The organism is Halomonas sp. 3H (assembly GCF_024206005.1).
GTDB lineage: Bacteria > Pseudomonadota > Gammaproteobacteria > Pseudomonadales > Halomonadaceae > Halomonas > Halomonas campaniensis.
The window spans coordinates 218,579-241,315 of the sequence record NZ_CP100360.1; the positions used below are offsets into that span (position 1 = coordinate 218,579).

14 protein-coding genes, 4 tRNA genes and 2 rRNA genes are annotated in these 22,737 nt (G+C 64.1%); all 20 read left to right on the forward strand.

Annotated features, from left to right (window positions below; all coding sequences use genetic code 11):
- Window positions 1-56: 56 nt before the first annotated feature.
- The 20 genes from NFC98_RS01065 (at window position 57) to tuf (ending at window position 22,639) form a co-directional block, all read left to right on the forward strand.
- Window positions 57-3,045, forward strand: a 23S ribosomal RNA gene (locus NFC98_RS01065).
- 86 nt (window positions 3,046-3,131) lie between these two features.
- A 5S ribosomal RNA gene (rrf, locus tag NFC98_RS01070) occupies window positions 3,132-3,247 on the forward strand.
- Between the two features lie 350 nt (window positions 3,248-3,597).
- Entirely contained in the window at window positions 3,598-4,581 is a 984-nt protein-coding gene (locus tag NFC98_RS01075) for a biotin--[acetyl-CoA-carboxylase] ligase (RefSeq protein WP_183332965.1), read from the forward strand.
- Window positions 4,578-5,417, forward strand: coding sequence for a type III pantothenate kinase (locus NFC98_RS01080; protein WP_183332963.1), 840 nt, complete (start codon window positions 4,578-4,580; stop codon window positions 5,415-5,417). The genes NFC98_RS01075 and NFC98_RS01080 overlap by 4 nt, the downstream gene beginning before the upstream one ends.
- A 122-nt stretch (window positions 5,418-5,539) precedes the next feature.
- Window positions 5,540-5,623: transfer RNA gene (locus tag NFC98_RS01085), tRNA-Tyr, on the forward strand.
- Between the two features lie 49 nt (window positions 5,624-5,672).
- Window positions 5,673-5,746: transfer RNA gene (locus tag NFC98_RS01090), tRNA-Gly, on the forward strand.
- Window positions 5,747-5,769: 23 nt separating this feature from the next.
- A tRNA-Thr gene (locus NFC98_RS01095) sits at window positions 5,770-5,844 on the forward strand.
- Between the two features lie 147 nt (window positions 5,845-5,991).
- Window positions 5,992-6,067, forward strand: a tRNA-Trp gene (locus NFC98_RS01100).
- A 72-nt stretch (window positions 6,068-6,139) separates the two neighbouring features.
- The gene (secE, locus tag NFC98_RS01105; protein ID WP_183332961.1) at window positions 6,140-6,508 is read left to right on the forward strand and encodes a preprotein translocase subunit SecE; all 369 of its coding nucleotides are present in this window, start codon (window positions 6,140-6,142) and stop codon (window positions 6,506-6,508) included.
- An 8-nt stretch (window positions 6,509-6,516) separates the two neighbouring features.
- Window positions 6,517-7,050: a transcription termination/antitermination protein NusG gene (gene nusG / locus NFC98_RS01110; protein WP_183332959.1), complete on the forward strand. Its 534-nt coding sequence runs from the start codon at window positions 6,517-6,519 to the stop codon at window positions 7,048-7,050.
- 89 nt (window positions 7,051-7,139) lie between these two features.
- On the forward strand, window positions 7,140-7,571 hold the full coding sequence (gene rplK, locus NFC98_RS01115; protein ID WP_102626767.1) for a 50S ribosomal protein L11: 432 nt from the start codon (window positions 7,140-7,142) through the stop codon (window positions 7,569-7,571).
- Window positions 7,572-7,573: 2 nt separating this feature from the next.
- Complete coding sequence (gene rplA, locus NFC98_RS01120; RefSeq protein WP_254276409.1) at window positions 7,574-8,266, forward strand: 50S ribosomal protein L1; 693 nt, start codon at window positions 7,574-7,576, stop codon at window positions 8,264-8,266.
- A 276-nt stretch (window positions 8,267-8,542) separates the two neighbouring features.
- On the forward strand, window positions 8,543-9,046 hold the full coding sequence (rplJ, locus tag NFC98_RS01125) for a 50S ribosomal protein L10 (protein ID WP_183332955.1): 504 nt from the start codon (window positions 8,543-8,545) through the stop codon (window positions 9,044-9,046).
- An 89-nt stretch (window positions 9,047-9,135) separates the two neighbouring features.
- On the forward strand, window positions 9,136-9,507 hold the full coding sequence (rplL, locus tag NFC98_RS01130) for a 50S ribosomal protein L7/L12 (RefSeq protein WP_254276410.1): 372 nt from the start codon (window positions 9,136-9,138) through the stop codon (window positions 9,505-9,507).
- Between the two features lie 237 nt (window positions 9,508-9,744).
- Window positions 9,745-13,824, forward strand: coding sequence for a DNA-directed RNA polymerase subunit beta (gene rpoB, locus NFC98_RS01135; RefSeq protein ID WP_254276411.1), 4,080 nt, complete (start codon window positions 9,745-9,747; stop codon window positions 13,822-13,824).
- An 82-nt stretch (window positions 13,825-13,906) separates the two neighbouring features.
- Window positions 13,907-18,127, forward strand: a complete 4,221-nt coding sequence (gene rpoC, locus NFC98_RS01140; RefSeq protein ID WP_254276412.1) for a DNA-directed RNA polymerase subunit beta' — start codon at window positions 13,907-13,909, stop codon at window positions 18,125-18,127.
- 159 nt (window positions 18,128-18,286) lie between these two features.
- Window positions 18,287-18,661, forward strand: coding sequence for a 30S ribosomal protein S12 (gene rpsL, locus NFC98_RS01145; protein WP_183332947.1), 375 nt, complete (start codon window positions 18,287-18,289; stop codon window positions 18,659-18,661).
- A gap of 118 nt (window positions 18,662-18,779) precedes the next feature.
- Entirely contained in the window at window positions 18,780-19,250 is a 471-nt protein-coding gene (gene rpsG, locus NFC98_RS01150) for a 30S ribosomal protein S7 (RefSeq protein WP_183332945.1), read from the forward strand.
- 45 nt (window positions 19,251-19,295) lie between these two features.
- Window positions 19,296-21,416 (forward strand): elongation factor G, encoded by a 2,121-nt coding sequence (gene fusA / locus NFC98_RS01155; protein ID WP_254276413.1) that lies wholly within the window; start codon window positions 19,296-19,298, stop codon window positions 21,414-21,416.
- A 29-nt stretch (window positions 21,417-21,445) separates the two neighbouring features.
- Entirely contained in the window at window positions 21,446-22,639 is a 1,194-nt protein-coding gene (gene tuf, locus NFC98_RS01160; protein ID WP_183332940.1) for an elongation factor Tu, read from the forward strand.
- Window positions 22,640-22,737: the final 98 nt, after the last annotated feature.

The window sequence follows — 22,737 nt, forward strand, 5'->3', positions numbered from 1 at the left end:
AGCGTATCCGGCAATTGTCGAATCGTCATCGCGGACCAGACCCCTTGGGGTTATATGGTCAAGCGATGAAGCGCACACGGTGGATGCCTAGGCAGCCAGAGGCGATGAAAGACGTGGAAGCCTGCGATAAGGCTCGGCGAGGTGGCAAACGACCTGTGACCCGGGCATTTCTGAATGGGGAAACCCACCCTGCACAAGCAGGGTATCCCACACTGAATCCATAGGTGTTGGGAGGCGAACCAGGGGAACTGAAACATCTAAGTACCCTGAGGAAAAGAAATCAACCGAGATTCCCCCAGTAGCGGCGAGCGAACGGGGACCAGCCCTTAAGCATGAGACTGATTAGGCGAACACGCTGGGAAGCGTGGCCATAGCGGGTGATAGCCCCGTAGTCGAAAATCTGATCATGTGAAATCGAGTAGGTCGGGGCACGTGAAACCTTGACTGAAGACGGGGGGACCATCCTCCAAGGCTAAATACTCCTGGCTGACCGATAGTGAACCAGTACCGTGAGGGAAAGGCGAAAAGAACCCCGGAGAGGGGAGTGAAATAGATCCTGAAACCGTGTGCGTACAAGCAGTGGGAGCAGACGTGTTCTGTGACCGCGTACCTTTTGTATAATGGGTCAGCGACTTATTTTCAGTGGCGAGCTTAACCGTATAGGGGAGGCGTAGGGAAACCGAGTCTTAACTGGGCGACCAGTCGCTGGGAATAGACCCGAAACCGGGCGATCTATCCATGAGCAGGTTGAAGGTTGAGTAACATCAACTGGAGGACCGAACCAGGATCTGTTGAAAAAGATTTGGATGACTTGTGGATCGGAGTGAAAGGCTAATCAAGCCCGGAGATAGCTGGTTCTCCTCGAAAGCTATTTAGGTAGCGCCTCACGTATCACCGCCGGGGGTAGAGCACTGTTTCGGCTAGGGGGTCATCCCGACTTACCAACCCGAGGCAAACTCCGAATACCGGTGAGTGCGAGCGTGGGAGACACACGGCGGGTGCTAACGTCCGTCGTGAAAAGGGAAACAACCCAGACCGTCAGCTAAGGTCCCGAAATCCTGGTTAAGTGGGAAACGATGTGGGAAGGCTCAGACAGCTAGGAGGTTGGCTTAGAAGCAGCCATCCTTTAAAGAAAGCGTAATAGCTCACTAGTCGAGTCGGCCTGCGCGGAAGATGTAACGGGGCTCAAACCAGGTACCGAAGCTACGGGCTTGCCTGCATCACTTAAGGCTATTCGATTAACGTCGCGAAGCGACGTTCAAGCGCTCCCCGAACGTTGAGTCGGGTGTGCGGATCAAGATGAGTAGGCTTAAGGATGCAGGCAAGCGGTAGAGGAGCGTCGTGTAAGCCGATGAAGGTGAGTCGAGAGGCTTGCTGGAGGTATCACGAGTGCGAATGCTGACATGAGTAACGACAAGGGGAGTGAAAAACTCCCCCGCCGGAAGACCAAGGGTTTCTGTTCGACGCTAATCGGAGCAGAGTGAGTCGGCCCCTAAGGCGAGGCCGAAAGGCGTAGTCGATGGGAAACGGGTCAATATTCCCGTACCTCACTGTATTGCGATGGGGGGACGAAGAAGGCTAGGTGAGCCAGGCGTTGGTTGTCCTGGTGAAAGTCAGTAGGCTGGGGGATCAGGCAAATCCGGTGCCCCAAGGCCGAGAGACGAGACGAACGGACCACGGTCCGGAAGTCATTGATGCCACGCTTCCAGGAAAAGCCTCTAAGCTTCAGATACAGTGGGACCGTACCCCAAACCGACACAGGTGGTCAGGTAGAGAATACCCAGGCGCTTGAGAGAACTCGGGTGAAGGAACTAGGCAAAATGGTGCCGTAACTTCGGGAGAAGGCACGCCGGCGTAGTGTGAAGGGCCTCGCGCCCGGAGCATGAACCGGTCGAAGATACCAGGTGGCTGCAACTGTTTATTAAAAACACAGCACTCTGCAAACGCGCAAGCGGACGTATAGGGTGTGACGCCTGCCCGGTGCCGGAAGGTTAATTGATGGTGTTAGCGCAAGCGAAGCTCCTGATCGAAGCCCCGGTAAACGGCGGCCGTAACTATAACGGTCCTAAGGTAGCGAAATTCCTTGTCGGGTAAGTTCCGACCTGCACGAATGGCGTAATGATGGCCACGCTGTCTCCACCCGAGACTCAGTGAAATTGAAATCGCAGTGAAGATGCTGTGTACCCGCGGCTAGACGGAAAGACCCCGTGAACCTTTACTACAGCTTCACACTGGACGCTGATGTTGCTTGTGTAGGATAGCTGGGAGGCTTTGAAACCCGGACGCCAGTTCGGGTGGAGCCAACCTTGAAATACCAGCCTGGCATCATTGGCGTTCTAACTCAGGTCCGTGATCCGGATCGAGGACCGTGTGTGGTGGGTAGTTTGACTGGGGCGGTCTCCTCCCAAAGCGTAACGGAGGAGCACGAAGGTACCCTCAGCACGGTTGGAAATCGTGCATTGAGTGCAAGAGCATAAGGGTGCTTGACTGCGAGACAGACACGTCGAGCAGGTACGAAAGTAGGTTCTAGTGATCCGGTGGTTCTGTATGGAAGGGCCATCGCTCAACGGATAAAAGGTACTCCGGGGATAACAGGCTGATACCGCCCAAGAGTTCACATCGACGGCGGTGTTTGGCACCTCGATGTCGGCTCATCACATCCTGGGGCTGAAGTCGGTCCCAAGGGTATGGCTGTTCGCCATTTAAAGTGGTACGCGAGCTGGGTTTAGAACGTCGTGAGACAGTTCGGTCCCTATCTGCCGTGGGCGTTGGAAGTTTGAGAAGAGCTGCTCCTAGTACGAGAGGACCGGAGTGGACGCACCTCTGGTGTTCCGGTTGTCACGCCAGTGGCATTGCCGGGTAGCTATGTGCGGACGGGATAACCGCTGAAGGCATCTAAGCGGGAAGCCCCCTTCAAGATGAGACTTCCCTGAGGCCTTGAGCCTCCTGAAGGGCCCAGCGAGACCAGCTGGTTGATAGGTCGGGTGTGGAAGCGCTGCAAGGCGTTGAGCTAACCGATACTAATGGCCCGTGAGGCTTGACCATATAACACCCAAGCGGTCTGAGATGACGACCGACAGGGGCCGGATACGCAGAGACGTGTCGCGTTGCCAGCATGATTCCGTTTTTCGCCTGACGACCATAGCAAGCGTGAACCACCTGATCCCATGCCGAACTCAGCAGTGAAACCGCTTAGCGCCGATGGTAGTGTGGGGTTTCCCCATGTGAGAGTAGGTCATCGTCAGGCACCTTTTCAGAAACCCCGGCCATTGGTCGGGGTTTCGTCGTTGTGGGGGTCTCCCCATGGAGAGTCCCGGGGTGCCGGCCCCCGGAGCCCGGCGCGATCATCGTCAGGCACCTATTATGAAAAGCCCCGTGTTCGAAAGAGCACGGGGCTTTTTGCGTTGCGGGCGTCGCCGTCGGCACTGGACCCTGCTTTGTTTCCTGTCACCCTGAGAGGCGAGCCTCCCGGGGAGGGTGCCTTAGTGGGGCCGAGCCGGCGGCGGGTGATTTGCAGGCTAGTGACTTTGGTCGGTGACGTTTCCGGGGGCTGCTCCCATCCGCTAGAATGACGGCTTTCCCGCCAGGGGCATGAGCATGACCATCGGAGACCTGATTCGCCTGCTGAGCGATGGCGAATTCCATTCCGGCGAGCAGCTGGGCGAGCGCCTCGGGGTGTCGCGTGCGGCCGTCTGGAAGCAGCTGAGGAAGCTCGAGTCCCTGGGGATCGCCATGGAGGCGGTCAAGGGGCAGGGCTACCGGCTGACCAAGCCGCTTGAACTGCTCGACGGGGCGCGCATCGTAGCCGGCCTGTCGCGGGAGTCCCGTGGTCGCCTGAGCCGGCTCTTCGTCGAGGAGACGCTGCCGTCGAGCAATGCCTTCCTGCGCGAGCGCTTCGAGCAGGGGGCCGGCCACGGCGAGGTTTGCCTGGTGGAGCAGCAGAGTGCCGGGCGTGGGCGCCGCGGCCGGCCCTGGACGACCCCCTGGGGGCGTACGCTGATGCTCTCGCTGGGCTGGCGGGTGGAGTCCGGCGTGGTGGCGCTGGAGGGACTCAGCCTGGCGATTGGCGTGGTGCTGTCGCAGGTGCTGGAACGCCACGGGCTGCATCCGCGGCTCAAGTGGCCCAATGACGTGCTGCTCGAGACCCGGGAGGGAGGCCTCGGCAAGCTCGCCGGCATCCTGGTGGAGGTCAGCGGCGATGCCGCGGGTCCCTGCGAGGTGATCATCGGCACCGGGATCAATTTCGACCTGCCCGACGACTTCCGGGCCGCCCTCGATCAGCCGGCTGCCGCCGTGCATGACCAGGCCCCCGGCGTTTCGCGCAACGCCCTGGCGGTGGAGCTGATCGATGCGCTGCTCGCGCTGATGGCGGACTTCGAGGCGCAGGGCTTCGCCGCCTGGCAGCCGGAGTGGAATGCCCGGCATGCCTTCGCGGGGCGAGAGGTGGATATCCTGCGCGGCAGCGAGCGTGACGCTGCCGTGGCCGAGGGCGTCGATGCGTCCGGCAATCTCCAGGTGCGCCAGGGGGAGCGCCTGATGAGCGTCTCGGGAGGGGAAGTCAGCGTGCGTGCCCGACCATGATACTGGACCTGGACATCGGCAATACCCTGTCGAAGTGGCGGCTCAAGGATGCCGACAGCAGCGAGATCCGCTCCCGGGGGGCGGTCTGGACGCGCGAGGAGTGGCGGCCCGGCTCCGATATTCCCGACCTGGATGTCGTCGAGGCGGTGCGCATCTCCAGCGTGGCGCGCAAGGCCGTCCTCGAGGAGACCGTTTCCCTGCTGCGCCACCGGGTCGGCGTGGTCCACGTGGCGCGCTCGACCCCGGAATCCCTCGGCGTGACCAATGGCTACGAGGAGCCGGAGCGTCTGGGGGTCGACCGCTGGCTGGGTGCCCTGGCCGGCTACCAGCTGGCGGGAGGCTGTTGTGCGGTGGACTGTGGCAGCGCCATCACCATCGATTTCGTGCTGCCGGGGGGGCGCCACCTGGGCGGCTACATCCTGCCCGGCCTGCGGCTGATGAAGGAGAGCCTCAAGCTGGGGACCCGCAACGTGGCGATCGACCCCGACAGCGAGGCCGAGGAGCTGCTGGCCCCGGGGCGGCGCACGGTCGAGGCGGTCAACCATGGCATCTACATGGCGGCGGTCAGCGCCATCAACCGTGTCTATGCGGAGGTCTGCGACAGCGAGGGGGTGGCGTTGCCGCTGCTGCTCACCGGTGGCGATGCCCGGGTGGTCTCGCGTGGCATCCAGGTGCCCCACGCGGTCTGGCCGGACATGGTCTACGGCGGACTCGAGGCCTGCTTCCCGCTCACGGCCGCGGAGCGGGCGGGGCGCATGTCGGGCGCACCCCGGGTTCCCTCGCCGGTCTCGCTGGAAAAGATTCGGGCGGGGCTTGCATTCTCCATGCTGCTTTGACACAATGCGCCGCGTTCCGAAGCGAAGGCGGTGCCGGTTTTCCGCTTCGCATGGCCGTCAAGACAGCTTGCAAAACAGCGACTTGACATCGGAGCGTGAGGTGGTAACATATGCCGCCAGTTGGAGGGGTTCCCGAGTGGCCAAAGGGAGCAGACTGTAAATCTGCCGCGAAAGCTTCGAAGGTTCGAATCCTTCCCCCTCCACCAGATTTATGCCGGCATGCATGCGCTGGATGCAGGCAGCAAGAGTGGGTAGGCGGGCATAGTTCAATGGTAGAACCTCAGCCTTCCAAGCTGATGATGCGGGTTCGATCCCCGCTGCCCGCTCCAGCATCTCAGGATGCAAAGGTTGCGCTCATGTAGCTCAGGGGTAGAGCACACCCTTGGTAAGGGTGAGGTCGACGGTTCAAATCCGTCCATGAGCTCCACATCGAAAAGGCGAGCCCAGGCTCGCCTTTTCTCTTTCTTCACCGCGGCGATGTTGCGGGGGAGGGGTTGCCAGGCGAAGCGGCTTTCGCTATCATGGCGCCCGCTGTGTTCGGGCCGCCTGCAAAGGGCGGTCGACAGGCAGACACAGGCCAGTAGCTCAATTGGCAGAGCAGCGGTCTCCAAAACCGCAGGTTGGGGGTTCGATTCCCTCCTGGCCTGCCAGTCTTCCCCAGGCTGGCGTTATTCCTGAAGATTTCACGTTTCGATTGCCGCGCCCTGAGGAGTCTCGTTTTCATGAAACACAACGCCGAGGTGCAGGAGTCGCGCCACGACGGGCTCAAGTGGGCGGCTGTCGTCACTCTGCTGGTTCTGGCAGTGGTCGGCAATACCTACTTCGCCGAGATCGGGCTGCTCTATCGCGTGATGGGCGTCGTCGCCCTGTGTGCCGTGGCGGGCCTGGTGGCCCTGACCACCACGCGCGGCCGCGAGCTCGCCGAGCTGGCCAGAAACGCGAAGAAAGAGATCCAGCGCGTGGTCTGGCCGACGCGCCCCGAAACCGTGCAGACCACGGCCATCGTCCTGGTGGCCGTGCTGGTGGTCGGTCTGATGCTGTGGCTGATCGACACCCTTCTTGGCTGGGCGATGTCCGGCGTCATTGGTTAGGAGCTCCCATGTCCAAGCGTTGGTACGTCGTGCACGCCTACTCCGGCTTCGAGAAGCACGTCATGCGCTCGCTTGTCGAGCGCGTGAAGATGCACGGCATGGAGGATCGCTTCGGCGAGATCCTGGTGCCCACCGAGGAAGTCGTCGAGGTGCGTGACGGCAAGCGCCGCAAGAGTGAGCGCAAGTTCTATCCCGGCTACGTGCTGGTCGAGATGGAGATGGATGACGAGACCTGGCACCTGGTGAACGAGACCCCGCGCGTCATGGGGTTCATCGGCGGCACCAAGGAGAAGCCGGCTCCCATCACCCAGCGGGAGGCCGACGCCATCCTGCGCCGGGTCAAGGACGGCACCGACAAGCCGCGTCCCAAGACGCTGTTCGAGCCGGGCCAGTCGGTCCGTGTCGTCGACGGCCCGTTCGCTGACTTCAATGGCGTGGTGGAAGAGGTCAACTACGACAAGAGTCGCCTGCAGGTCAGCGTGCTGATCTTCGGCCGGGCGACCCCCGTCGAACTGGAATTCGCGCAGGTCGAGAAGGAGTGATCCTCTCGCCCTGACGTCTGGAAGGCGGCCGCCGAGGTGGCCGCATCACCGGGGAGCCGAAAGGCGCTACTACCCAACTGGAGTGCAACATGGCCAAGAAAGTACAGGCTTACATCAAGCTGCAGGTTGCAGCAGGCAAAGCCAACCCGAGTCCGCCCGTGGGCCCCGCGCTGGGTCAGCACGGCGTCAACATCATGGAGTTCTGCAAGGCCTTCAACGCGGCCACCCAGGACATCGAGCCGGGCCTGCCGACTCCCGTGGTGATCACCGTCTACTCCGATCGCAGCTTCACCTTCGTCACCAAGACCCCGCCCGCCGCGGTCCTGCTGAAGAAGGCCGCTGGCATCAAGTCCGGCTCCGGTGAGCCGAACAAGAAGAAGGTCGGTACCGTGACCCGCGAGCAGCTCGAGGAGATCGCCAAGACCAAGGAGCCGGATCTGACGGCTGCCGATCTCGACGCCGCGGTGCGTACCATTGCCGGTAGTGCCCGCAGCATGGGCCTGAACGTGGAGGGTCTCTGATCATGGCCAAGCTGACCAAGCGTGCAAAGCTGATTCGCGAGAAGGTCGATCCGACCAAGGCCTACTCCCTGGAAGAGGCCGTGGCGCTGCTGTCCGAGCTCTCCACCGTCAAGTTCAAGGAGTCGCTGGACGTCGCCATCAACCTGGGCGTCGATCCGCGTAAATCCGACCAGGTCGTGCGTGGTGCCACCGTCATGCCCAACGGTACCGGCAAGGACGTGCGTGTCGCCGTGTTCACCCAGGGTGCCAACGCCGACGCCGCCAAGGAAGCCGGTGCCGACATCGTCGGCATGGACGACCTGGCCGAGCAGGTCAAGAAGGGCCAGCTGGACTTCGACGTGGTCATCGCCTCGCCGGACGCCATGCGGGTGGTCGGCCAGCTGGGTCAGATCCTCGGCCCGCGCGGCCTGATGCCGAACCCCAAGGTCGGTACCGTGACCCCGGACGTGGCCACCGCCGTCAAGAACGCCAAGGCCGGCCAGGTGCGCTTCCGTACCGACAAGAACGGCATCATCCACACCACCCTTGGCAAGGTCGACTTCGACGCCACTGCCATCCAGGGCAACCTGGAAGCGCTGGTCGCCGACCTGAAGAAGCTCAAGCCGAGCTCCTCCAAGGGCATCTACTTCAAGAAGGTCACCCTGTCCACCACCATGGGCCCGGGCCTGACCATCGATCACTCTGCCCTGGTCTGACCGGGCGGCGATCGAGCGATTTGCAAGAACTTTGCGGTCCCCGTGTCGGGTTTCGACTCGCCGGCGGGGCACCGTCAAAGACCGCAGGTGCCGCCCCTCCTCGCGAAGGGCGGCTTAATCATCCCGCCGGGATGGCCTGCGCAGATGGTGTGGCCGCCAGGTCTCTGGTGAGCACCATCACCCAGGACCTCCGGTCGTCGCCTTCGGGCGGTGCCGGGGGAGATGGTAACCACCGGAACCCTCATCGCGAGGTTCCGGCACGAAGGAGTGATCACTGTGCCACTAGCACTCGAAGGCAAGAAGGCGATTGTTGCCGAGGTCAGTGAAGCGGCCAAGGATGCTCTCTCCGTCGTAGTTGCCGATTCTCGTGGCGTCACGGTCAGCAAGATGACCGACCTGCGCAAGCAGGCCCGCGAGAATGGCGTCCAGCTGCGTGTTGTCCGCAACACCCTGGCGCGCCGCGCCCTCGAAGGCACCCAGTGGGAGTGCCTGAACGAGAGCTTCGTTGGTCCGACTCTGCTGGCCTTCTCCACCGAGCATCCGGGCGCCGCCGCCCGCCTGTTCAAGGAGTTTGCCAAGGACGAGAAGAACTTCGAAGTCAAGGCGCTGGCCTACGAAGGCGAGCTGATCCCGGCTGCGGATATCGACCGTCTGGCCACCCTGCCGACCTACGACGAGGCCATCGCCAAGCTGATGTCCGTCATGAAGGAAGCGTCCGCAGGCAAGCTGGTTCGTACCCTCGCCGCGCTGCGCGACCAGAAGCAGGAAGCGGCCGCCTGAGCGGCGAACTCCTGCGCGCAGCCTGAATCGAATACTGAATCCCGAGTCGACGGGCCTCCGCGACTCCCGCAAAGTTAGGAAACGTGACAATGGCACTGACCAAAGAAGACATCATCAACGCCGTCGCCGACATGTCCGTCATGGAAGTGGTCGAGCTGATCGAAGCGATGGAAGAGAAGTTCGGCGTCTCTGCCGCTGCCGCCGTCATGGCCGGCCCGGCCGCCGGCGGTGAAGCCGTTGCCGAAGAGCAGACCGAGTTCGACCTGGTGCTGACCAGCGCCGGCGAGAAGAAGGTCAACGTGATCAAGGTCGTCCGCGAGATCACCGGCCTGGGCCTGAAGGAAGCCAAGGGTGCCGTCGACGGCGCACCGGCGACCATCAAGGAAGCCATGTCCAAGGAAGATGCAGAAGCGGCCAAGGCCAAGCTGGAAGAAGCCGGCGCGGGCGTGGAACTCAAGTAAGTCCTTGGGCTCCATGGCTTCACGCGCTGCGTAAGCTTCCACGGCTGGTGGCGGGACACCCGCTGCCGGCCTTTTTCTGTTGTCACTGGCCTCTGCCTACAGGGCAGAACCGCCAGCCGAATTCCGAAGGCGAGCGCCCATGCCAGGCGCTTGCCTTCATCGCCTGACGGAGACGCATCCGTCGGGTGGCGCCGACCACGCATCGGTCACCCATGGTGAACAAGCTGGGGAATACAGATGGCTTACTCATACACTGAGAAAAAACGCATCCGCAAGGATTTCGGCAAACTGCCCCAAGTGATGGATGTGCCCTACCTGCTGGCGATCCAGCTTGATTCCTACTACGAATTCCTCCAGCAGGATCGCTCACCCGAGGAGCGCCTCGAGATCGGCCTGCACGCGGCCTTCAAGTCGGTGTTCCCGATCGCGAGCTTCTCCGGCAATGCCGCCCTAGAGTATGTCAGCTACCGCTTCGGCACCCCGGCCTTCGACGTCAAGGAGTGCCAGTTGCGCGGTGTGACCTACTCGGCCCCGCTGCGTGTCAAGGTCCGCCTGATCATCTACGACAAGGAGTCGTCCAACAAGGCGATCAAGGACATCAAGGAGCAGGAAGTCTACATGGGGGAGATCCCCCTGATGACCGAGAACGGCACCTTCGTGGTCAACGGCACCGAGCGGGTCATCGTTTCCCAGCTTCACCGCTCGCCTGGCGTGTTCTTCGACCATGACAAGGGCAAGAGCCACTCCTCCGGCAAGCTGCTCTATTCCGCCCGCGTGATTCCCTACCGCGGCTCCTGGCTCGACTTCGAGTTCGATCCGAAGGACAGCGTCTTCGTGCGTATCGACCGCCGCCGCAAGCTGCCGGCCAGCGTGCTGCTGCGCGCCCTGGGCATGAGCGCCGAGGAGATCCTCGAGGAGTTCTTCGAGACCAGCACCTTCCATATCGAGAAGGCCGGCTTCGCCGTGGAACTGGTGCCGTCGCGCCTGCGCGGCGAGACCGCCACCTTCGACATCAAGGATGCCGATGGCAGCGTGATCGTCGAGGAAGGTCGCCGCATCACCCAGAAGCACATCCGTCAGCTGGAGAAGGCCGGCCTCGAGCGCCTCGAGGTGCCGATGGAGTACCTGTTCGGCAAGACCCTGGCCCGTGACCAGGTGGACCCGAACACCGGCGAGCTGATCTGCCCCTGCAACACCGAGATCACCCCGGAGCTGCTGGAGAAGATCGGCCAGGCCGGCATCACCAGCCTCGAGACCCTCTACACCAACGATCTCGACTGCGGCCCCTTCGTCTCCGACACCCTCAAGCTGGACACCACCGGGTCCCAGCTCGAGGCGCTGGTCGAGATCTACCGCATGATGCGCCCCGGCGAGCCGCCCACCAAGGAAGCCGCCGAGACGCTGTTCCACAACCTGTTCTTCACCGAGGATCGCTACGATCTCTCCGGTGTCGGTCGCATGAAGTTCAACCGCCGCCTGCGTCGCGACAGCGACACCGGCTCCGGCGTGCTGGATCGTCGCGACATCCTTGACGTGCTCAAGGAGCTGATCCACATCCGCAACGGCTTCGGCGAGGTCGACGACATCGACCACCTGGGCAACCGCCGCATCCGTTGCGTGGGCGAGATGGCCGAGAACCAGTTCCGCGTGGGCCTGGTGCGCGTCGAGCGCGCGGTCAAGGAGCGCCTCTCCATGGCCGAGAGCGAGGGCCTGATGCCCCAGGACCTGATCAACGCCAAGCCCGTCGCCGCGGCGGTCAAGGAGTTCTTCGGTTCCAGCCAGCTCTCCCAGTTCATGGACCAGAACAACCCGCTCTCCGAGGTCACCCACAAGCGCCGCGTCTCCGCGCTCGGCCCGGGCGGCCTGACCCGTGAGCGGGCCGGCTTCGAGGTGCGCGACGTCCACGCCACCCACTACGGCCGCCTGTGCCCGATCGAGACCCCGGAAGGTCCCAACATCGGCCTGATCAACTCCCTGGCCACCTACAGCCACACCAACAGCTACGGCTTCCTCGAGACGCCGTACCGCAAGGTGGTGGGCGCCCAGGTGACCGACGATGTGGTGCACCTCTCCGCCATCGAGGAGGGTGACTTCGTCATCGCCCAGGCCTCGGCCACCGTGGACGAGGCCGGCAAGCTGGTCGACGACCTGGTGCAGGTCCGCCACAAGGGCGAGACGACCTTCATGCGCCCCGAGCAGGTCACCCTGATGGATGTCTCGCCGCGCCAGGTGGTATCCGTGGCGGCGGCATTGATCCCGTTCCTCGAGCACGACGACGCCAACCGCGCCCTGATGGGGGCCAACATGCAGCGCCAGGCCGTGCCCACCCTGCGTGCCGACAAGCCGCTGGTCGGTACCGGCATGGAGCGCTTCGTGGCTCGCGACTCCGGCGTCTGCGCCGTGGCGCGCCGCGGCGGGGTGATCGACTCGGTCGACGCCAAGCGCATCGTGGTGCGGATCAACGAGGACGAGATCATCGGCGGCGAGGCCGGCGTCGACATCTACAACCTCACCAAGTACGTGCGTTCCAACCAGAACACCTGCATGAACCAGCGCCCGATCGTGCGCCCGGGTGACCAGGTGGCGCGCGGTGACATCCTGGCCGACGGCCCCTCCGTCGACATGGGCGACCTGGCCCTGGGCCAGAACATGCGCATCGCCTTCATGCCCTGGAACGGCTACAACTTCGAGGACTCCATCCTGCTCTCCGAGCGGGTCGTCCAGGAAGACCGCTTCACCACCATCCACATCCAGGAGCTGACCTGCGTCTCCCGCGACACCAAGCTGGGGCCGGAGGAGATCACCTCCGACATCCCCAACGTGGGCGAGTCGGCGCTCTCTAAGCTGGACGAGGCGGGCGTGGTCTACATCGGCGCCGAGGTCGGCCCGGGCGACATCCTGGTGGGCAAGGTCACGCCCAAGGGCGAGACCCAGCTGACGCCGGAAGAGAAGCTGCTGCGGGCGATCTTCGGCGAGAAGGCCTCCGACGTGAAGGACACCTCGCTGCGTGCCCCCACCGGCATGCGCGGCACCGTCATCGACGTGCAGGTGTTCACCCGCGACGGTGTGGAGAAGGACTCCCGGGCGCTCTCCATCGAGCAGATGCAGCTCGACGAGGTGCGCAAGGATCTCCAGGAGACCTACCGCATCGCCGAGGACGCCACCTTCGAGCGCCTCAAGCGCACCCTGACCGGCGAGGCCGTCAACGGCGGTCCCAAGCTGAAGAAGGGCGACGTGCTCTCCGAGAGCTACCTGGAGGAGCTGCCGCGCCAGCAGTGGTTCAAGCTGCGCCTGCAGGACGAGGCCCTCAACGAGCTGCTGGCCCAGGCCGACGAGCAGCTCGAGAACCGTCGCCGCGAGATGGACGAGCGGTTCGAGGACAAGAAGCGCAAGCTGACCCAGGGCGACGACCTGGCACCGGGCGTGCTGAAGATCGTCAAGGTCTACATGGCGGTCAAGCGTCGCCTGCAGCCCGGTGACAAGATGGCCGGCCGCCACGGCAACAAGGGCGTCATCTCCGCGATCATGCCGATCGAGGACATGCCCTTCGACGACAACGGCGAGCCGGTGGACGTGGTCCTCAACCCGCTGGGCGTGCCGTCGCGCATGAACGTGGGCCAGATCCTCGAGACCCACCTGGGCCTCGCGGCCTGGGGCCTGGGCCGCAAGATCGAGCATCTGCTCCGCGATGCCCGCGAGCAGCAGGTCGCCCAGATCCGCGAGTTCCTGGGGCAGGTCTACAATTCCACCCCGGGGACCCGGGTCGAGGAGCTCGAGAGCCTCTCCGACGAGGAGGTGATCGCCCTGGCCAGGAACCTCCAGGCGGGCGTGCCGATGTCCACCCCGGTATTCGACGGGGCCGACGAGCACGAGATCAAGCATCTGCTGCGCCTGGCCGACCTGCCGGACTCCGGCCAGATGACGCTCTACGATGGCCGCACCGGCGACGCCTTCGATCGCTCGGTCACCGTGGGCTACATGTACATGCTCAAGCTCAACCACCTGGTCGATGACAAGATGCATGCGCGTTCCACCGGCTCCTACTCGCTGGTCACCCAGCAGCCGCTGGGCGGCAAGGCGCAGTTCGGTGGCCAGCGCTTCGGGGAGATGGAGGTCTGGGCCCTGGAGGCCTACGGCGCGGCCTATACGCTCCAGGAGATGCTCACCGTCAAGTCCGACGACGTGGAGGGTCGCACCAAGATGTACAAGAACATCGTGGACGGCGACCACACCATGCAGGCGGGCATGCCGGAATCCTTCAACGTGCTGGTGAAGGAGATCCGCTCGCTGGGCATCGACATCGAGCTCGAGAGCTGAGGCGGCCGACGCTTCACAGAATGACGGTCCGCGGGGGCGCATGCGCCCCCGCCCATGACAACTCCGCAGCGGAGCCGACCCCATGAAAGATTTGGTGAAAGTCCTCAAATCGCAGTCTCAGTCCGAAGAGTTCGATGCGATCAAGATCACGCTGGCATCGCCGGACATGATCCGCTCCTGGTCCTTCGGCGAGGTGAAGAAGCCCGAGACCATCAACTACCGCACCTTCAAGCCGGAGCGCGACGGCCTGTTCTGCGCCAAGATCTTCGGCCCGGTGAAGGACTACGAGTGCCTGTGCGGCAAGTACAAGCGCATGAAGCACCGCGGCATCATCTGCGAGAAGTGCGGCGTCGAGGTGACCAAGGCCGCCGTGCGCCGCGAGCGCATGGGCCACATCGAGCTGGCCAGCCCGGTCGCCCACATCTGGTTCCTGAAGTCGCTGCCGTCGCGCATCGGCATGTTCCTGGACATGACCCTGCGCGACATCGAGCGTGTGCTCTACTTCGAGAGCTTCGTGGTCATCGACCCGGGCATGACCACCCTCGAGCGCGGCCAGCTGCTCAACGACGAGCAGTACTTCGAGGCCCTCGAGGAGTTCGGTGACGACTTCGACGCCCGCATGGGTGCCGAGGCCGTGCAGGCGCTGCTCAAGGACATCGACCTGGGCGAGGAGATCGATCGCCTGCGCGAGGAGATCCCCCAGACCAACTCCGAGACCAAGATCAAGAAGCTCTCCAAGCGGCTCAAGCTGCTCGAGGCCTTCTACAACTCCGGCAACGATCCGGCGTGGATGGTCATGGAGGTGCTGCCGGTGCTGCCGCCGGACCTGCGTCCGCTGGTGCCCCTGGACGGCGGCCGCTTCGCGACCTCCGACCTCAACGACCTGTACCGCCGGGTGATCAACCGCAACAACCGCCTCAAGCGGCTGCTCGACCTCAACGCGCCGGACATCATCGTGCGCAACGAGAAGCGCATGCTGCAGGAGGCGGTGGACGCCCTGCTGGACAACGGCCGCCGCGGCCGGGCCATCACCGGCTCCAACAAGCGCCCGCTGAAGTCCCTGGCCGACATGATCAAGGGCAAGCAGGGCCGCTTCCGCCAGAACCTGCTGGGCAAGCGCGTCGACTACTCCGGACGTTCCGTCATCACCGTGGGCCCGACCCTGCGCCTGCACCAGTGCGGCCTGCCCAAGAAGATGGCGCTGGAGCTGTTCAAGCCTTTCATCTACTCCAAGCTGCAGGCCAACGGCCAGGCGTCCACCATCAAGGCCGCCAAGAAGATGGTCGAGCGCGAGCTGCCCGAGGTGTGGGACATCCTCGCCGACGTCATCCGCGAGCATCCGGTGCTGCTGAACCGCGCCCCGACCCTGCACCGTCTCGGCATCCAGGCCTTCGAGCCGCTGCTGATCGAGGGCAAGGCGATCCAGCTGCACCCGCTGGTGTGTGCCGCCTACAACGCCGACTTCGACGGTGACCAGATGGCGGTCCACGTGCCGCTGACCCTGGAAGCCCAGCTCGAGGCACGGGCGCTGATGATGGCCACCAACAACGTGCTGTCGCCGGCTAACGGCGAGCCGATCATCGTGCCCTCCCAGGACGTGGTGCTGGGTCTCTACTACATGACCCGCGAGAAGATCAACGCCAAGGGCGAGGGCATGGTGTTCTCCGGCCTCGACGAGGTGGAGCGCGCCTTCGGCACCCAGAACGTCGAGCTGCACGCCCGCGTCAAGGTGCGCCTGGACGAGGTGGACGTCGACGAGGAGACCGGCGAGCGCAGCGAGCACCGCCGCCTGTACGACACCACCGTGGGGCGTGCGCTGCTGTTCCGCATCCTGCCGGAGGGCGTGCCCTTCGCGCTGATCGACCAGCCGATGAAGAAGAAGGCCATCTCGAAGCTGCTCAACGAGGTGTACCGCCGTGCCGGCCTCAAGCCGACGGTGATCTTCGCCGACCAGCTGATGTACACCGGCTTCCGCCTGGCCACCTGGTCCGGGGCCTCCATCGGCGTCAACGACTTCGTCATCCCGGACGCCAAGGCCGAGATCATCGAGGCCGCCGAGGAGGAGGTGAAGGAGATCGAGGACCAGTTCTCCTCGGGTCTCGTCACCGCGGGCGAGAAGTACAACAAGGTGATCGACATCTGGTCCAAGGCCAACGACAAGGTGGCCAAGGCGATGATGGTCGGCATCTCCAAGGAGACGGTGGTCGACCGCGACGGCAACGAGGTCGAGCAGGACTCGTTCAACAGCGTCTTCATCATGGCCGACTCCGGCGCCCGGGGCAGCGCGGCTCAGATCCGCCAGCTGGCGGGCATGCGCGGCCTGATGGCCAAGCCGGACGGCTCGATCATCGAGACGCCGATCGTCGCCAACTTCCGTGAAGGCCTGAACGTCCTGCAGTACTTCATCTCGACCCACGGCGCGCGGAAGGGCCTGGCGGACACGGCACTCAAGACCGCCAACTCCGGTTACCTGACCCGTCGCCTGGTCGACGTGGCCCAGGACATGGTGATCACCGAGCCCGATTGCGGCACCGAGAACGGCCTGACCCTGCACCCGGTCATCGAGGGCGGCGACATCATCGTCTCCCTGGCCCAGCGCGTGCTGGGTCGCGTGGTGGCCCAGGACGTCATCGACCCGAGCACCGAGGAGGTGCTGATCCCGCGCGGCACCCTGCTCGACGAGAAGTGGTGCGCCGAGCTCGACACCATGGGCGTCGACGAGATCGTGGTGCGCAGCGCCATCGCCTGCGAGACCCACCACGGTGTCTGCTCCGCCTGCTACGGTCGCGACCTGGCGCGTGGCCACCAGGTGAACATCGGCGAGGCGGTGGGCGTCATCGCCGCCCAGTCGATCGGCGAGCCGGGCACCCAGCTGACCATGCGGACCTTCCACATCGGTGGTGCCGCCTCGCGGGCCTCCGCCGTGGACAGCGTCCAGGTCAAGCACGGTGGGCGCGTGCGCCTGCACAACATCAAGTTCGTGGAGCGCGCTGACGGCAAGCTGGTGGTGGTCTCCCGCTCCAGCGCCCTGGCCGTCGCCGACGAGCACGGCCGCGAGCGCGAGTACTACAAGCTGCCCTACGGCGCCGAGCTGTCGGTGCGCGACGGCGATGCCGTCGATGCCGGCCAGGCCGTGGCCAAGTGGGACCCGCACACCCACCCCATCGTCGCCGAGGCCGAGGGTACCGTGCAGTACGCCGACATGGACGAGGGCCTGACCATCCACCGCAGCGTGGACGAGATGACCGGCCTCTCCTCCATCGAGGTGATCGAGGCGGCGGCGCGGCCGATGGCCGGCCGCGACAAGCGCCCGATGATCCTGCTCAACGACGAGGCCGGCCAGCCGGTGACCGTCAGCGGCTCGGATACCCCGGTCCAGTACCTGCTGCCCGGCAAGTCGATCGTCACCGCCGACAACGGCTCGAAGATCGGCGTCGGCGAGGTGGTGGCCCGCATCCCGGTGGAGGCGTCCGGCAACAAGGACATCACCGGTGGTCTGCCGCGCGTCGCCGACCTGTTCGAGGCGCGCAAGCCCAAGGAGCCGTCGATCCTCGCCGAGATCAGCGGCGTGATCAGCTTCGGCAAGGAGACCAAGGGCAAGCGTCGCCTGACCATCACCCCCGAGGGCGGCGGCGATCCCTTCGAGATGCTGATTCCGAAGTGGCGCCAGATCGCGGTCTTCGAGGGCGAGAGCGTCGAGAAGGGCGAGGTGATCTCCGACGGTCCCAGCAACCCGCACGATATCCTGCGGCTGCTGGGCGTGGCCGAACTGGCCAAGTACATCACCGCCGAGATCCAGGAGGTCTACCGCCTCCAGGGCGTGGGCATCAACGACAAGCACATCGAGGTGATCGTGCGTCAGATGCTGCGCAAGGTGGAGATCACCGACAGCGGTGACTCCGACTTCATCCCCGGCGACCAGGTCGAGCTGGTGCGGGTGCTGGAGCAGAACGCCCGCCTCGAGAAGGAGGAGAAGTTCCCGGCCAAGTACCAGCGCGTACTGCTGGGGATCACCAAGGCCAGCCTGGCCACCGAGTCGTTCATCTCCGCGGCCTCCTTCCAGGAGACCACGCGGGTGCTGACCGAAGCGGCGGTGACCGGCAAGCGCGACTACCTGCGCGGCCTGAAGGAGAACGTGGTGGTGGGACGCCTGATCCCGGCAGGCACCGGCCTGACCCACCACGCGGAGCGCCGCCGCAAGCGTGAAGACGCCGAGCGGATGCTTCACCCGTCGGCCTTCGATGTCGAGCAGGAGCTGGGTGCCCAGCTCACCGCGCTGGACTCGGACGACGACGAGATCTGATGTCGCCGGCCCCGGGCCCGGCACCCCGTCCGAGAGGCGGGTGCCGGGCTTGACGGCCGGGCGCATCAGCCATTAGAATGCGCAGCCTTTAACAGTGGGGCGGGTGCGCCCGCACCCGCTGAAAAAGGCAAGGCAACCCATTGGAGTCAGCTACACACCATGGCAACGATCAATCAGCTCGTGCGCAAGCCGCGCAAGCGCCCCGTCAGCAAGAGCGACGTGCCGGCGCTGCAGGCCTGCCCGCAGAAGCGCGGCGTCTGCACCCGCGTCTACACCACCACCCCGAAGAAGCCGAACTCCGCACTGCGCAAGGTGTGCCGTGTTCGACTGACCAACGGCTACGAGGTCTCCTCGTACATCGGTGGTGAAGGCCACAACCTGCAGGAGCACTCCGTGGTCCTGATCCGCGGCGGCCGTGTCAAGGACCTTCCCGGTGTGCGCTATCACACCGTGCGTGGCGCCCTGGACACCTCCGGCGTGCAGAACCGCAAGCAGGGCCGTTCCAAGTACGGCACCAAGCGTCCGAAGGTCTGACCCCACCGGGCAGGCAGTCACAGAATTCATGGCATCGGTCTGATAAGAGTAAGGTCGAGCGCGCCTCGCGGCGAACGTCTCGGGTTTACCTGAAGGACCCTTAGACAGAGGGCTTATCATGCCTAGAAGAAGAGTTGCGGCCAAGCGCGAGATCCTTCCGGATCCCAAGTTCGGAAGTGAGCGTCTGGCGAAGTTCATGAACCACCTGATGGTCAGCGGCAAGAAGTCCACAGCTGAGCGTATCGTCTACGGTGCGCTGGACAGGGTTGCCGAGCGCAGTAATGAAGAGCCGCTGGAGATCTTCGATCGGGCGCTGGAAACCATCCAGCCGATGGTCGAGGTGAAGTCCCGCCGCGTCGGCGGCGCGACCTATCAGGTGCCGGTGGAAGTGCGTCCGTCGCGCCGCCAGGCGCTGGCCATGCGCTGGCTGGTGGATGCCGCCCGTCGTCGTGGTGAGAAGACCATGGTGCAGCGCCTGGCCGGCGAGATGCTGGACGCCGCCGAGGGCAAGGGCTCCGCGGTCAAGAAGCGTGAAGACGTGCACCGCATGGCGGAAGCCAACAAGGCGTTCTCGCACTATCGGTTCTGAGTGCATCGCTTCTAAACGCATCGCCAACCAACGGGGAGTTCCACCGTGGCTCGCAAGACTCCACTAAACCGCTATCGCAACATCGGGATCGTCGCCCACGTCGATGCCGGCAAGACCACCACGACCGAGCGCGTGCTGTTCTACACCGGCATCAACCACAAGCTGGGCGAGACCCACGAGGGTGCCTCCACCACCGACTGGATGGAGCAGGAGCAGGAGCGTGGCATCACCATCACCTCCGCTGCCGTGACCACCTTCTGGAAGGGCATGAACCACCAGTTCGATGAGCACCGCATCAACATCATCGACACCCCCGGGCACGTGGACTTCACCATCGAGGTGGAGCGTTCCCTGCGTGTTCTCGATGGTGCCGTGGTGGTGCTGTGCGGCTCGTCCGGCGTGCAGCCCCAGACCGAGACCGTCTGGCGCCAGGCCAACAAGTACGAAGTGCCGCGCATGGTGTTCGTCAACAAGATGGACCGTACCGGCGCCGACTACTTCATGGTCGTCGAGCAGCTCAAGGAGCGCCTGGGCGCCAACGCCGTGCCGATCCAGATCAACTGGGGCACCGAGGAAGACTTCAAGGGCGTCATCGACCTGCTCGAGATGAAGGCCATCCTGTGGAACGAGGCTGACCTCGGTGCCACCTATGACCTCGTCGACATCCCGGCCGAGCTCCAGGAGACCGCCGAGAAGTATCGCGAGGAGATGGTCGAGGCCGCCGCCGAGGCGTCCGAAGAGCTGATGGACAAGTACCTCGAAGGCGGTGAGCTCACCAAGGAAGAGATCAAGGCCGGCCTGCGTCGCCGCACCCTGGAGAACGAGATCGTCCTGGTCACCTGCGGCTCCGCGTTCAAGAACAAGGGCGTGCAGGCGGTGCTGGATGCCGTCGTCGAATACCTGCCGTCACCCACCGAGGTCAAGGCCATCGAGGGTGAGCTGGACGACAAGGATGGCACCATTGCCACCCGCGAGGCGGACGACAGTGCGCCCTTCGCCGCCCTGGCGTTCAAGATCGCCACCGACCCCTTCGTCGGCACCCTGACCTTCATCCGCGTCTACTCCGGCGTGCTGAACTCCGGGGACAGCGTCTTCAACTCGGTCAAGAGCAAGAAGGAGCGCGTCGGCCGTATCGTCCAGATGCACGCCAACTCCCGCGAGGAGATCAAGGAAGTGCGTGCCGGCGACATCGCCGCCTGCATCGGCATGAAGGACGTCACCACCGGTGACACCCTGTGCGACCTGAACGACAAGATCGTGCTGGAGCGCATGGAGTTCCCGGACCCGGTGATCTCCGTGGCCGTGGAGCCGAAGTCCAAGGCCGACCAGGAGAAGATGGGCGTGGCGCTGGGCAAGCTGGCCCAGGAGGACCCCTCCTTCCAGGTCCGCACCGACGAGGAGACCGGCCAGACCATCATCTCCGGCATGGGCGAGCTTCACCTGGACATCATCGTCGACCGCATGCGTCGCGAGTTCAAGGTCGAGGCCAACATCGGCAAGCCGCAGGTGGCCTACCGCGAGACCATTCGCGGCACGGTCGAGCAGGAAGGCAAGTTCGTGCGCCAGTCCGGCGGTCGCGGCCAGTACGGCCACGTCTGGCTGCGCATCGAGCCGCTGACCGCAGCGGACAAGGGCGAAGATGAAGACATGCACTTCAAATTCGCTTCCGAGATCGTCGGTGGCGTGGTTCCCAAGGAATACGTGCCGGCCGTCGAGAAGGGGGCCTACGAGCAGCTCCAGAACGGTGTCATCGCGGGCTATCCGATGATCGACGTCAAGGTTACGCTGTACGATGGTTCCTACCACGACGTGGACTCCAACGAGACCGCGTTCAAGGTCGCCTCTTCCATGGCCGTCAAGGAAGGCGCCAAGAAGGCCAAGGCCGTGCTCCTGGAGCCGGTGATGAAGGTCGAGGTCGTGACCCCCGAGGACTTCATGGGTGACGTCATGGGCGACCTGAACCGCCGCCGTGGTCTGGTATCAGGCATGGATGACTCGTCTTCAGGCAAGATCATCCGCGCCCGGGTTCCGTTGGCTGAGATGTTCGGTTACGCGACCGATCTGCGTTCTCAGACCCAGGGCCGCGCAAGCTACGTCATGGAGTTTGCGGATTACGAAGAGGCGCCGTCCAGCGTCGTTGAAGCCGTCATCAACCAAAACGGGTAACCGTTAGCTAACGTAAAGAGGTTATAGCAGTGGCTAAGGAAAAATTTGAGCGTTCCAAACCGCACGTCAACGTCGGCACCATCGGTCACGTCGACCACGGCAAGACCACTCTGACTGCGGCCCTGACCCGCGTCTCTGCCGAGGTGTTCGGCGGCGACTGGCGCGAGTTCGACACCATCGACAACGCCCCGGAAGAGCGTGAGCGCGGTATCACCATCGCCACCTCTCACGTCGAGTACCAGTCCGAGGAGCGTCACTACGCCCACGTCGACTGCCCGGGGCACGCCGACTACGTCAAGAACATGATCACCGGTGCGGCCCAGATGGACGGCGCTATCCTGGTCGTGTCCGCCGCCGACGGCCCCATGCCGCAGACCCGCGAGCACATCCTGCTGTCTCGCCAGGTCGGCGTGCCGTACATCGTCGTGTTCCTGAACAAGGCCGACATGGTCGATGACGAGGAGCTGCTCGAGCTGGTCGAGATGGAAGTGCGCGAACTCCTCAGCGAGTACGACTTCCCGGGCGACGACACCCCGATCATCACCGGCTCCGCCCTGATGGCCCTGGAAGGCAAGGACGACAACGGCATGGGCACCACCGCCGTTGCCAACCTGATCAAGGCCCTGGACGACTACATCCCGGAGCCGGAGCGTGCCATCGACCAGCCGTTCCTGATGCCGATCGAGGACGTGTTCTCCATCTCCGGCCGCGGCACCGTGGTGACCGGTCGTATCGAGCGCGGTATCGTCAAGGCGGGTGAGGAAGTCGAGATCGTCGGCATCCGTGACACCACCAAGACCACCGTCACCGGTGTCGAGATGTTCCGCAAGCTGCTCGACGAAGGTCGTGCCGGTGAGAACGTCGGCGCCCTGCTGCGTGGCACCAAGCGTGACGACGTCGAGCGTGGCCAGGTCCTGGCCAAGCCGGGCACCATCACCCCGCACACCAAGTTCGAGGCCGAGGTGTACGTGCTGTCCAAGGAAGAGGGTGGTCGTCACACTCCCTTCTTCAAGGGCTACCGTCCGCAGTTCTACTTCCGTACCACCGACATCACCGGTACCTGTGAGCTGCCGGAAGGCGTCGAGATGGTCATGCCGGGCGACAACGTCAAGATGGTTGTCAGCCTGATCGCCCCGATCGCCATGGACGAAGGCCTGCGCTTCGCCATCCGTGAAGGCGGCCGCACCGTCGGCGCCGGCGTCGTGGCCAAGATCGTCGAGTAAGCGAAAGCTGATCGAATGATCGAAGGGGGCTCCGCGAGGAGCCCCCTTTCTGCGCACCCGCAGGAGTGTTTGACACTGGCCTGCGGCGTGCCTATAAT